Annotated in this window: 12 protein-coding genes; 11 read left to right on the top strand and 1 reads right to left on the bottom strand. The window is 68.7% G+C overall.

The window, feature by feature from the left end:
* Window positions 1-3 precede the first annotated feature (3 nt).
* Complete coding sequence (locus tag ACZ3H8_RS18110) at window positions 4-885, bottom strand: alpha/beta fold hydrolase (RefSeq protein ID WP_467402844.1); 882 nt, start codon at window positions 883-885, stop codon at window positions 4-6.
* 383 nt (window positions 886-1,268) lie between these two features.
* Here ACZ3H8_RS18110 and ACZ3H8_RS18105 point away from each other — a divergent pair, with 383 nt between their 5' ends.
* From ACZ3H8_RS18105 to ACZ3H8_RS18055, 11 genes are all read left to right on the top strand, one after another.
* Window positions 1,269-2,468 (top strand): acetyl-CoA C-acyltransferase, encoded by a 1,200-nt coding sequence (locus tag ACZ3H8_RS18105; RefSeq protein ID WP_467402842.1) that lies wholly within the window; start codon window positions 1,269-1,271, stop codon window positions 2,466-2,468.
* 22 nt (window positions 2,469-2,490) lie between these two features.
* Complete coding sequence (locus ACZ3H8_RS18100; protein WP_467402839.1) at window positions 2,491-3,216, top strand: HAD family hydrolase; 726 nt, start codon at window positions 2,491-2,493, stop codon at window positions 3,214-3,216.
* A 420-nt stretch (window positions 3,217-3,636) separates the two neighbouring features.
* Complete coding sequence (locus ACZ3H8_RS18095) at window positions 3,637-5,151, top strand: AMP-binding protein (RefSeq protein ID WP_467403245.1); 1,515 nt, start codon at window positions 3,637-3,639, stop codon at window positions 5,149-5,151.
* A gap of 25 nt (window positions 5,152-5,176) precedes the next feature.
* The gene (locus ACZ3H8_RS18090; protein WP_467402837.1) at window positions 5,177-6,256 is read left to right on the top strand and encodes a TetR/AcrR family transcriptional regulator; all 1,080 of its coding nucleotides are present in this window, start codon (window positions 5,177-5,179) and stop codon (window positions 6,254-6,256) included.
* A 436-nt stretch (window positions 6,257-6,692) separates the two neighbouring features.
* On the top strand, window positions 6,693-7,511 hold the full coding sequence (locus ACZ3H8_RS18085; RefSeq protein ID WP_467402834.1) for an SDR family oxidoreductase: 819 nt from the start codon (window positions 6,693-6,695) through the stop codon (window positions 7,509-7,511).
* Entirely contained in the window at window positions 7,508-8,320 is an 813-nt protein-coding gene (locus tag ACZ3H8_RS18080) for an enoyl-CoA hydratase-related protein (RefSeq protein WP_467402832.1), read from the top strand. The genes ACZ3H8_RS18085 and ACZ3H8_RS18080 overlap by 4 nt, the downstream gene beginning before the upstream one ends.
* Window positions 8,307-9,536, top strand: coding sequence for an acyl-CoA dehydrogenase family protein (locus ACZ3H8_RS18075; protein ID WP_467402829.1), 1,230 nt, complete (start codon window positions 8,307-8,309; stop codon window positions 9,534-9,536). Before ACZ3H8_RS18080 ends, ACZ3H8_RS18075 begins: the two co-directional genes overlap by 14 nt.
* Before the next feature lies 1 nt (window position 9,537).
* Window positions 9,538-10,320 (top strand): SDR family oxidoreductase, encoded by a 783-nt coding sequence (locus ACZ3H8_RS18070; protein ID WP_467402827.1) that lies wholly within the window; start codon window positions 9,538-9,540, stop codon window positions 10,318-10,320.
* Window positions 10,313-11,350: a phosphotransferase family protein gene (locus ACZ3H8_RS18065; RefSeq protein WP_467402825.1), complete on the top strand. Its 1,038-nt coding sequence runs from the start codon at window positions 10,313-10,315 to the stop codon at window positions 11,348-11,350. The genes ACZ3H8_RS18070 and ACZ3H8_RS18065 overlap by 8 nt, the downstream gene beginning before the upstream one ends.
* 12 nt (window positions 11,351-11,362) lie before the next feature.
* The gene (locus ACZ3H8_RS18060; protein WP_467402822.1) at window positions 11,363-11,674 is read left to right on the top strand and encodes an enoyl-CoA hydratase/isomerase family protein; all 312 of its coding nucleotides are present in this window, start codon (window positions 11,363-11,365) and stop codon (window positions 11,672-11,674) included.
* Window positions 11,675-11,720: 46 nt separating this feature from the next.
* The gene (locus ACZ3H8_RS18055) at window positions 11,721-12,512 is read left to right on the top strand and encodes a DUF429 domain-containing protein (protein WP_467402819.1); all 792 of its coding nucleotides are present in this window, start codon (window positions 11,721-11,723) and stop codon (window positions 12,510-12,512) included.
* The last annotated feature ends 21 nt before the right edge of the window (window positions 12,513-12,533 follow it).

Raw genomic sequence — 12,533 nt, 5'->3', positions numbered from 1 at the left:
GGGTCACCTCTTCTGGGAGTCGGCCGACGGGGTGTTCGCCGTGGTTCCGTACTCGCCGTGCGCTCGCAGATGTTCGAGCAGCAGGCGGCTCAGCGTCTCGGGTGCCTCCTCGGGGATCCAGTGGCTAACGCCCTGGAGGGTCTCGAACCGGTACGGCCCGTTGACCCACTGCCCGGTCTCCCGCGCGGCCGCCGGGCCGAACGCGCTGTCCTGTGTGCTCCAGACGTACAGCGTGGGCACGTCGATGACACCGATCGCGCCGTCGGGGCGGCCGGCCCGGTACCAGTTCAGCGCCGCGGTGAGAGCACCCGGCTGGGACAGGTGCCGCACATAGGCCTCGGCGCTGGCCTGCGGGACCTTTCCGGCGTACGTGGCGCGAAGTGCCTCGGCATCGCCTGCGAGCATGCGCCCCTCGGTCGCGGGCGTCTCACGCCAGGCGATCATGTACTGCGATCGTTCGCGCTGGTCCTGGTCGGTACGCAATGTGGTGGCCAGAGCGCCGGGGTGCGGGGTCGAGACCACTGTCAGGGTACGTACGCGGCCGGGGTGGGCATCGGCGGTCCACCACGCCACCGCGCCTCCCCAGTCATGGCCGACCAGGTCGAACGACGCCCAGCCCAGTTCCTCCGTGATCGCGACCACATCGTCGACCAGGACGCTGATGCGGTAGTCCTCGGGCCGTTCGGGGCGGGCCCCGGGGGAGTAACCACGCTGGTCGGGTGCCACCACCCGGTAGCCGTGCGCGGCCAGCTCCGCGATCTGCCGTTGCCACACCAGCCGCGTCTGCGGGAAGCCGTGGAGCAGCAGCACCGGGCGGCCCTCGGGCGGACCCTCCACGGTCGCGTCGAACACGCCCGCAGGAGTGGAGATGCTCAGCTCGGTCACGATCCGCCCCCTCATACCGACTGGTCGGTCAGCCTTAAACCGCGGAAGGTGATTGTCAAGGTCGAGAGCACGAGCATTTCCGGCAACGGCAGCCGCGAGCCGCCCTCCCCCAGAGATCTATTGAACTTGACGTCGAATTCAACTATAAACGATCGCGAGGCCGGCTCCCGTCACCCTGCGCCCGTGGCGCACGTCATCGGTAACGGAGGGGACGGTCGCTAACTGCTCACAGCGCTCCGGTTGGCGTTCGGCACCGCCTACCGGCATCGAGCCCGGCCAGCCGGCATCGAGCTCCAACCGGTATCGACTCCGGCTGACGGAGCTCGGGATTCCAGCCCTGCAGTGCCCAGATGAACCGGACCGACAGGAAGCAGTGAGGCGACATGAGGGAAGCAGTCATCGTTTCGACGGCACGGACGCCGATCGGGAAGGCGTACCGCGGCGCGTTCAATGACACCCAGGCGCAGGAACTTGCCGCCCATGCCCTCTCGCACGCGGTGCAGCGCGCCGGGCTCGAGGGAGGCGAGGTCGAAGATGTGATCTTCGGCTGCGCCATGCAGCAGGGGTCATCCGGTGGCAACGTCGCCCGCCAGGCCGCTCTCCGTGCCGGACTTCCGGACTCCGTGTCGGGGATGACGATCGACCGGCAGTGCTCGTCGGGCCTGATGGCGATTGCGACGGCCGCCAAGCAGATCGTCGGCGACGGCATGCAGGTCGCTGTCGGCGGCGGTGTCGAGTCGATCTCCCTGGTGCAGAACGAGCACATGAACACCCACCGCATGACGGATCCCTGGCTGGTCGAGCACAAGCCGAGTATCTACATGCCGATGTTGCAGACGGCCGAGATCGTCGCCGAACGCTACGCCGTGAGCCGGGAACGACAGGACGAGTTCGCGCTGGTGTCACAGCAGCGCACTGCGGCGGCGCAAGCGGCCGGGCGGTTCGACCAGGAGATCGTCGCGCTCGACAGCGTCAAGAAGGTCATGGACAAGCAGTCCGGGGAGGTGCGGGACGAGGCTGTGACCCTGACCAGGGACGAGGGCAACCGCGCGTCGACCACACTCGAGGGCCTGGCCGGGTTGGCGCCGGTGCTGCCGGACGGCCAGGTGACCGCGCATTCCAGCGTGACGGCGGGCAACTCCTCGCAATTGTCGGACGGGGCTTCGGCGTCGGTGTTGATGGAGTCGAAGGAAGCCGAGCGCCGCGGACTGGAGCCGCTGGGCGTTTACCGGGGTATGGCCGTTGCCGGTTGCGGGCCGGACGAGATGGGGATCGGTCCGGTGTTCGCCATTCCGAAACTGCTGAAGCAGCACGACCTCACCATCGACGACATCGGTCTGTGGGAAGTCAACGAGGCGTTCGCTTCCCAGGCGCTGTACTGCCGTGACGAACTGAACATCGACCCGAAGCGGTTCAACGTCAATGGCGGCGGAGTCTCGGTCGGCCATCCGTACGGAATGACCGGTGCCCGCCTGGTGGGGCACGCCCTGATCGAGGGCAAGCGCCGTGGTGTCCGGTATGTAGTGATCTCGATGTGTGTCGGCGGCGGAATGGGCGCAGCCGGGCTGTTCGAGGTCGCTTAGTCCTCATGAGAATCGGCGGACCATGGCTGCCGTCGCCACGGCCGGTGCAAGGCCGGCCGTGGTCGCATCGGCCGGTGGGAAGCCGGCCGCGAGAGAGGGTGTGGATGCTGTGTCGAGCGTGGTGGAAAAGGCCCGAACCGCGGTCCTCGTGGACTTCGGCGGGGTCATCACCTCCAGTGTGTTGCGAGCTTTCACCGACTTCGGCGCCTCACTCGGCGGCGACCCGCGCCTGCCGCTGGACCTCCTCAGCCGGGACCAGCCGTCACGCGCCCTCCTGGCCGACCATGAGTGCGGCCGTATCGACGCGGAAGCCTTCGAGCGAGGATTCGCCGAACGTCTCCGTGCCCACGGCGCCGACGTATCCGCCGAGGGCCTCACGGCCCGGATGCAAGCGGGAATGTCGATCGACCAGGACATGCTCGCCCTGCTCGGTGATCTTCGCGCCGCCGGCTACCCCGTGGCGCTGGTATCCAATTCGTTCGGGAACGGAACCTACGATGGCGTCGACCTCGCTGCTGTGGCCGACGCGGTCGTCATCTCCGCCGAGGTCGGGATCCGCAAGCCTTCCCGGCGGATTTACGCGATCGCATGTGAACGACTCGGCGCCACCCCCGAGGAGGCAGTCATGATCGACGATCTGCGGCAGAACCTCGACGGAGCGGCGCGAATCGGAATCGGGGGTGTGCTGCACACCGGTGCCGCCGACACCCGCCGCCAACTCGCCGAACGCTTCGGGATCACCGCCTGACCGATCGACCGACCTGACCGACCGGCCGACCTGACCGACCGGCCGACCTGACCGACCGGCCGACCGGCCGACCGATCGATGGGAGGCCGGGCGCGGGAGAACGGTCATGCCCGGGACCGATGCCGCCCGCGGGCGGAGCGACAGTGCTCGCGCCCGCCCAGCGCGGGCTCATGCACTTCGGTACCACCTCTGCCCGCCCAAGCGGGCAGGACGCCTGCGCCCTCCTTCAAGTCCCGCCGTCGGCCGAATCCTTTCCGGATGAACTTCCGTACGCGGTTCGTGGACGGCCTCGCCGCGACCACGGCCGGACGCCTGGGCGATGCACGCCCCTGCCATTCCCGCCGTCACATGACTTGAAGTTGAGGTCGGATTCAATTATACTGGTGGGCGAGGGGGACCCGTACCGCATCAGCTGCTCACATCCCCGGAAGGCACCGCCCATGGCCGGCTGCAACTCCCGACAACCTGGCGCTGCGCGGCGGCGCGGATCAGTGGACCTACCGGCAACTGCGCGACGCGAGCGTTCGGTACGCGGGCGCCCTGGCCACCGCCGGCCTGTCCCCGGGGGACCGGGTGCTGCTGGCTGCGCCGTCGGTGCCCGAGTTCGTGGTGGCCTACCTCGGGATCCAGGCCGCGGGCTGCGTTGTGGTGCCGGTCAACACGATGTCCACCCGGGCCGAGGCCGAGTACGTCCTCGGCGACGCCGGGTGCTCGTTGGCGATCGCATGGCACGCCCTCGGCCCCGCCGTCGCCGAGGCGGCCGCGACGCTCAAGGTGCCCTCCTGGACGCTGTCCCCGGGCGCGATGGTCACCGATGCCGACCCCGTCTCCATGGTCGACCGGGACGGCGACGAGACCGCGGCCATCCTGTACACCTCGGGTACGACAGGGCGCCCGAAGGGCGCCCAGCTCACGGTCGGGAACCTGTTGTCCGCCGGGGAGATCGGCGCCCAGTGCAGCCGCGGATCGAGCGCCGACCGCACCGGCACCGGACTCCCACTTTTCCATGTGTTCGGCCAGGCGTCGGTCATGATGGCGACCTTGACCGCGGGCGGTTCGATGTCGTTGCTGGCCCGATTCGACCCGGCGTCGATGCTGGAGATGCTGCGCCGCGACCGGCTCACCATCATGGCCGGCGTACCGACCATGTGGAACGCAATGCTGCACGCGGCGGGCGATGCGAACCCGGCGGACTTCGCCCAGCTCCGTATCGCCGTCTCCGGCGGCGCCTCGCTGCCCGGGGAGATCGCCCGGGCGTTCGAGGCCCGGTTCGGCTGCACCATCCTCGAAGGCTATGGGCTCACCGAGACCACCGCGTTCGGCACCTTCAACGACATCGACCGCGGCGGCAAGACCGGGTACACCGGACGGGCGGTCCCGCGGCTGCAGATCCAGGTGCGTGACTTCGAAGGCAACGAGTGTCCACCGGGTACCGTCGGCGAGGTCCACATCAAGGGACCCACGGTGATGCGCGGCTACTTCAACCGCCCTGCGGACACCGCCGCGGCGATCTCGCCCGACGGCTGGTTCCGGACCGGCGACCTGGGCGAAACGGACACGGACGGCGACCTGCGCATCGTCGACCGGATCAAGGACCTGATCATCCGCGGTGGCTACAACGTCTACCCCGGTGAGGTCGAGGAAGTTCTCTACGAGCACCCGGACATCATCGAGGCAGCCGTGATCGGCGTTCCCGACGACCACTACGGCGAGGAGGTGGCCGCGCTCATCACTGCCCGGCCGGGTTCGGAGCTCGGTGCCGCCGAGGTGTCGAGCTGGACACGGGAGCGACTGTCCGCCTACAAGATCCCGCGCATCATCCGGTTCGTTGACGAGCTGCCCAAGGGCCCTAGCGGGAAGATCCTCAAGCGTTCCATCGACCGTACGGAGCTGACCCGCGCCCCCGCGCTCGGCGACGCACCCGCCCGCCGGTAACTGAACATCCGTCGGCGGACGAGATGTGTCCGGCAACGTGGGCAAGGTCGGCGCCGGCGGCCTGCGCCGCGAGGATCGAGCGGCCGTGGGTTCGGCGTTCACCGCCACCGACGAGGCGAACGCGGAGGACCCGTACAAGCAGATGATCGTGGACTCCACCGCTGCGGACATCGTGTACTCCAACCCGTTCACCGGCGTGCACGGCGACTGCGTCCGCGGCAGCATCGAGGCCACGGGGCTCGAGCAGGCCGCACTGCCGGATCCGGTCCGTCCGCCATGGACTTCGGAAACCAGGACATCAAGCAGGCGAAGGCGTGGCGGGACATCTGGGGCGCCGGTCAGGGCGTCGGCGACCCTGCGCGCACTTGGCGAATTTGTGACTCCGGTGTCGGATTCAAGTACCCTTCCGGCGATGGATACCACCGCGCCCGAGGAGCATTACAGCGAGAAGGCACCGCCGATGGCGCCCCTCTCGTCACTTCGCGAGCCGCCGACGACGAAGCGCGGAGCTCGGACACGGGCCGCTTTGGTGAAGGCCGCGCGAAAGGTGTTCGAGAGGGACGGCTACCTCGACACCCGCCTGATCGACATCGCCAAAGAGGCCCAATGCGCGGCGGGATCCTTCTACACCTACTTCGCGAACAAGGAAGAGGTGCTTGCCGCCGTCCTGCTGGAGGCGCAGGAGGACATGATGCACCCCGGCATGGGCCGGGTGCAGGGTACCGACGATCCATACGCCGTACTCGAGGCGAGCAATCGCGCGTATCTCGAGGCGTATAAGCGGAACGCGAAGCTGATGGCACTGCTTGAGCAGGTCGCACAAGTGGAGCCGGAGTTCCGTGAGTTCCGGACCCGGCGCACGGATGCGTTCATCAGCCGCAACGCCCGCGGCATCGCCGACCTGCAGTCGCGGGGTGTCGCAGACCGTGAGGTCGATCCGATGTTGGCCTCCCGTGCGCTGTCGGGCATGGTCAGCGTCATGGCCTACAACGCCTTCGCGCTCGGCGAAGGGCAAGAAGAAGGTACGCCGGTGGACTTCGAGGAACTCGTCTCCACGGTCACCCGGCTCTGGGCGAACGCCCTGCGGTTCCCCGGCCACCGCTGATCCTGATCCGGCAGTAGCGCCGGCCGGGGCGGAGACCGCCGCCGCGGGTCTTCTCCTCTCCTCCACGGGTGTGACGTCGCGCGCAGGCGGATGGGTGAGCCGACCGGTCAGGGGCCGGGGAACGGTACCTGGCCGTAGCCGTCGTCGATGGCTCAGGGCGCAGCCGTCGGACGTCGGCAGTTGAGACGACGCGGCGCCGGGCCGTGCCTTGTTCGGTGGGCCGCTCCTGCCCCTGGGGCGGACGAAGTTGCGGCGACGTCCACCGTGAATTCTCTGTCCGCAGTCCAGTGGGGCGAGGCGACCTGCTCCGCGTGGTGATGCGTCCAGACAGTTGAACTTGACGTCGGATTCAATTATACATTGGGCGGAGGCCACGGTCGCACCATCTCGGGGACCGTGCCCGGCACCGCACGCCCCGCCATGGAGAGGGTTCGCTGTGAACGTTGCACAAAGAGTCGCCATCGTCACCGGTGGCGGAGGCGGCATCGGCGGCGCGCTGGTCGCACGGCTCGCTCGCGAAGGTGCCCGGATCGTCGTCGCGGACCTTGATGCGGACACCGCGCGGTCGGTATCGGAGTCAGTCAACGCCGACCATCCGGGAAGCACCGTGAGCGCCGGCGCGGACGCGTCGGACACCGCGCAGATCCAGCAGTTGATCGACCTGGCGGAGAGCGCGTTCGGTCCGGTCGACCTCTACTTCGCGAACGCGGGTATCGCCGGGGCACCCGGCCTCGACGCGAGCGAGCGGGACTGGGACCTCTCGATCGACGTGAACCTGCGAGCCCACATCCGAGCGGCAACGCTGCTGGTGCCGCGGTGGCTCGAGCGCGGCGAGGGCTACTTCGTCAGCACCGCCTCGGCGGCCGGGCTGCTCACCCAGATCGGCTCCGCCACGTACGCCGTCACCAAGCACGCGGCCGTCGGCTTCGCCGAATGGCTGAGCGTCACCTATGGCGATCGCGGAGTCCATGTCAGCTGTCTGTGTCCGATGGGGGTGAACACCAAAATGCTGTCCTTGGGGAAGGACTCCGGGGACGCCCTGGGGCAAGCGGCCACGCGGGCCGTCACGTCCGCGGGTGACGTCCTTGAGCCGGCCGAGGTCGCCGACGCCGTCCTCGCCGCGATCGAGGACGAGCGCTTCCTGATCCTGCCGCACGAAGAGGTTCTGGACATGTACCGGCACAAGGGCTCGGACTACGACCGGTGGCTGCGCGGGATGCGCCGCTACCAGAGCTCCCTGCTGGCGCAGGCATGACCGGCGCGCCGGGTGAGCTCGTCCTCGCCGAACATCGCGGGCCCGTACTGGTGCTCACGTTCAACCGGCCCGCCAAGCTGAACGCCTGGACCGACGAACTCGAAAACCGCTACTTCACGCTGCTCGACGCCGCCGAGGACGACCCGGACGTACGCGCCGTCGTGGTCACCGGCGCGGGACGCGGATTCTGCGCCGGCGCCGACCTTCAGCGGCTGCAGGCGGTCGGCGAGGTCTCCGAGGCGGACGGGGCGCGGCGCCGGCCGCGCGACGTGCCGCTGACCCTGCGCAAACCGCTGATCGGCGCGGTCAACGGGGTGGCCGCGGGCCTGGGCATGGTGGAGGCGCTCTACTGCGACATTCGCTTCGGCTCGCCCTCGGCCCGGTTCACCACGGCATTCGCGCAGCGCGGGCTGATCGCCGAGTACGGGATCTCCTGGCTGTTGCCCCGGCTGGTGGGCCACAGCCGGGGAACTGACCTGCTGCTGTCGAGTCGCATGGTGGACGCCGATGAGGCACTCCGTATCGGACTCCTCGACCACCTGGTCCACACCGGCAGTGTCGTCGATGCCGCTGTCGCGTACGCCGCCGATCTGGCGACGCGCTGCTCCCCGGCGTCCATGGCCACCATCAAGAACCAACTGCGCGACGACGCGGACGGAACCTACGGCGATTCCGTGACCCGGGCGGAAGGCGTCATGCTCCAGGCCTTCCGCGGGGCCGATTTCGTCGAAGGCGTGGCCAGTCACCTCGACAGGCGCCCACCGAATTTTCCCTCCCTACCCATCAGGAGTTCAGATGTCGCTGTTTGAGACCTCGGACCGCGCCAAGAAGTACCAGGCGGATCTGCTCGAGTTCATGGATTCGCACATCTACCCCGCTGAGGCGGTGTACGACGAGCAGATGCGCGCGTCGGGTGACCCGCACTTCCAGCCCCCGATCATCGAGGAGCTCAAGGTCGAGGCCCGTCGGCGGGGACTGTGGAACCTCTTCCACCCGCATCCCGAGTGGGGGCCCGGACTCACCAACCTCGAGTACGCGCCACTGGCGGAGATCATGGGGCGCAGCCACATCGCTTCGGAAGCGTGCAACTGCAATGCCCCGGACACCGGGAACATGGAGGTGCTCACCCTCTTCGGCACCGACGAGCACAAGGAGAAGTACCTGGGGCCGCTGCTCGAGGGCACCATGGCCTCGGCCTTCGCGATGACCGAGCCGGCAGTGGCCAGTTCCGACGCCACCAACATCGAGTTGCGCATGGAGCGCGACGGCGACGAGTACATCCTCAACGGCCGCAAGTGGTTCGCCTCGAACGCGATGCACAAGAACTGCAAGGTGCTCATCGTGATGGGCAAGACCGACCTCACGGCGGCCCCACATCGCCAGCAGTCGATGATGGTCGTCGCCATCGACGCCCCCGGGGTCACCGTGATCCGGAACCTCCCGGTCTTCGGGTACGCCGATCGCGAGGGCCACGCGGAGATCACCTTCGAGAATGTGCGCGTGTCGGCCAAGGACATCCTCAAAGGTGAGGGCGAGGGCTTCGCGATCAGCCAGGCCCGCCTCGGGCCCGGTCGTATCCACCACTGCATGCGGGCGATCGGCGCGGCCGAGCGGGCGCTGGAGCTGATGTGCCGGCGCGCGCAGTCACGGGTGACGTTCGGTCGTCCGGTTGCCGAACGGTCCAATGTCCAGGACTGGATCGCGGAAGCGCGTATCGACATCGAGATGATCCGCCTGCTCACGCTCAAGGCCGCGCATCTGATGGACACGGTCGGGAACAAGGAAGCGCGCACCGAGATCGCGGCCATCAAGGTGGCCGCCCCGAACATCGCGTTGAAGATCATCGACCGCGCGATCCAGGTGCACGGGGGAGCCGGAGTGACCGACGACTTCCCGTTGGCCATGATGTACGCGCATCTGCGGACGTTGCGGCTGGCGGACGGTCCCGACGAGGTCCACAAGAGGGCCATCGCCAAACAGGAACTGCGGCAGTACCGCGACGCGGCCACGGCAGCGGTGAGCTGACATGGCAGGACTCGATCTCACCGGTCGCACCGCGGTCGTCACCGGCGCCTCACGCGGTATCGGGCTGGCGATCGCCCAGGCCATCGCCGCGGCAGGGGCAAACGTCGTCCTCACCTCCCGGTCCCAGGAGGCGGCAGACGCCGCCGCGGCCCAGGTCAAGGGAACGGCGGTCGGCGTCGGTGCGCATGCGGTCGACGAAGAGGCGGCCCGGCGCTGTGTGGATCTGACGCTCGAGCGCTTCGGAAGCCTGGACATCCTCGTCAACAACGCGGGGACCAACCCGGCCTTCGGGCCGGTCATCGACCAGGACCACGGCCGGTTCGCCAAGACCTTCGACGTGAATCTGTGGGCTCCCGTCCTGTGGACGGGGCTGGCCACGCGGGCCTGGATGGGCGAGCACGGCGGGGCGGTCGTCAACACCGCGTCGGTCGGCGGCATGGCCTTCGAGGCGAACATCGGGCTGTACAACGCCTCGAAGGCCGCACTGATCCATCTCACGAAGCAACTGGCCCTGGAACTCTCGCCGAAGGTTCGCGTCAACGCGGTGGCACCGGGTGTGGTTCGTACGAAGCTGGCCGAGGCTCTGTGGAAGGAGCACGAGCAGGCTCTGTCCGCCTCGACGGCACTTGGGCGCATAGGGGAGCCTGCCGACATCGCCGCGGCGGTCGCCTTTCTCGTCTCGGACGCCGCGAGTTGGATCACCGGTGAGACCCTGGTGATCGACGGCGGGCAGCTGCTCGGTGACGTGCTCCCGTTCAGGCAAGGGGCCGGCATCGGTGTCTAGCGCGGACCTCGTCGGAATCGACGCCGAGGCGGTGAGCCGCTGGTTCGAGACCCTCGGCGTCGACTCCGCCCGGCCGCTGACCTTCGACCGGATCGGGCTCGGCCAGTCGAATCTGACCTACCTGGTACGGGACCAGGACGGCCGCAGGTGGGTGCTGCGGCGCCCACCGCTGGGTCACCTGTTGGCGTCGGCGCACGACGTGGCCCGCGAGGCGCGGATTCTGACGGCGCTGGAGGGCACCGCCGCCCCGACCCCACGGGTGCTCGGGCTGACCGGTGATCCTGCCGTGACCGATGTCCCGCTGCTTCTCATGGAGTTCGTGGACGGCCAGGTCGTCGACAGGATGTCGATCGCGCAGTCGTTGACGCCCGAGCGCCGGCGGGCGATCGGGATGTCGTTGCCGCGGACGCTGGCGAAGATCCACGCGGTCGATCTCGAGGCGACCGGGCTGACCGGTCTGGCCAGCCACAAGCCGTATGCGCAGCGTCAGCTGAAGCGGTGGTCGGGCCAGTGGGAGAAGTCCAGGACCCGCGAGCTGCCCGCCCTCGAGGACGTCACCCGGCGCCTTGTCGCGGCCGTCCCGGAGCAGCGCGAACTGACGCTCGTACACGGCGACTTCCATTTGCGCAACGTCATCACCTCCTACCACAGCGGGGAGGTGACCGCGGCGCTCGACTGGGAGCTGTCGACGCTGGGGGATCCGTTGGCCGACATGGGCAGCCTGCTGGCGTACTGGCCGGAACCGGGAGAGGAGGAGACCGGGGGCGATTTCGCCGCCTCCGTCCTCGAAGGCTTTCCGGGCCGTGCCGAGCTCGCTCAGACGTATCTGACCGAAACAGGCCGGGACCCGGCGGCACTGAAATTCTGGCACGTGCTGGGCCTGTGGAAGGTGGCTGTGATTGCCGAGGGCGTGATGAGGCGAGCCATCGATGAACCGAGAAACAAGAGCGCGACAGGCACGCCCACCGTGGAACGCATCGATGCGCTCGTGGACAAGGCATGCCGAATCGCTGACGAAGCCGGGATCTGAGAAGGAGCAGTGATGTCCGCCCAGGGCTCGGCGGTGCTGTTCGAGCGCAGCGAACACATCGGCATCGTGACGTTGAACCGGCCCGAGGCGATGAATGCGGTGAACGCCGCGCTCGCCACCGCGCTCGGGAACCTGCTCGATGAGTGCAGTGCCGATCCCGAGATCTGGGCGGTGGTGATCACCGGTGCCGAGGCTTCCGCGCAGGCGCCGATCTCTATCGGCGCGAGCTCGGCTGGGGCAAGGGAAGGGCGCTCGGTGCCCGCACCGCGGTCGGGCCCCGGTTCCCGGACTGAGCTTGTCCTGCCGGTCCGGCATTGCACGTAGCGCCCGGGTGCGGTGGTCTGCCGGCCTGCTGCGGGAGGATCGCGGCATGAGGCAACGACAGTCGGTCACGGTCGGGGTCGACCTTGCTGCGAGTGCACGGCGTACGGCTGTGTGCCGGGTGCTCTGGGGTGGCGGAGACGGCTTGGCGGTGGAGTTCGTCGTGCCCGAGGGGGATGAGGGTCTGCTGGCGGTTGTCCGGGCTGCCGACAAGACAGGCATCGACTGCCCTCTTGGCTGGCCGTCGAGCTTTGTGGCAACGGTCCTGGCCCACCACCGGGGTGAGCGGCTGCCGCCTGCCGTCAGGTTCGAGGAGCGTGCGGACGGGAGGCCCGGTCTGGATGCGCTGCGATTCAGGGTCACCGACGACCTCACGTGGAAGGCGACCTCGATGCGGCCTCCGCTGTCGGTGTCCACCGATCTTCTGGGCGTCGTGGCGCTGCGAGCGGCTCATCTGCTGGATGGACTCGCGGCGACCGGTGCCCCCGTGCCCCGGGACGGGTCGGGACCGGTTGCCGAGGTCTACCCCGCTGCCGCACTGCGGCGGTGGGGGATCCACCTTCCTGGTAGCTACAAGAGCGCCACGCCCGGAGCGCGTGCCGTCCGGGAGCACATCGTCCGCACGGTCGAGGCGGGCTTGGGGGTGGCGCTCCCCGAGCCGGTGCGCGGGCAGTGTTTCGACAGCCACGACCATCTGGACGCGTTGGTCTGCGCCCTGGTCGCTCGCGCCGTCCTGATCGGGGACACTCTGTGGCCGCGTTCTCCGGACGAGCGCGCGGCCGCCCGGCAGGAGGGCTGGATCCACCTGCCCGGTACGGATCTGGTGGCCCTCCGCCGCTGACGGCTGACTGAGGATTGCCCT

This window comes from Streptomyces sp. NPDC002868, from assembly GCF_055563295.1.
This window is presented reverse-complemented; position numbering and strand designations above follow the sequence as displayed.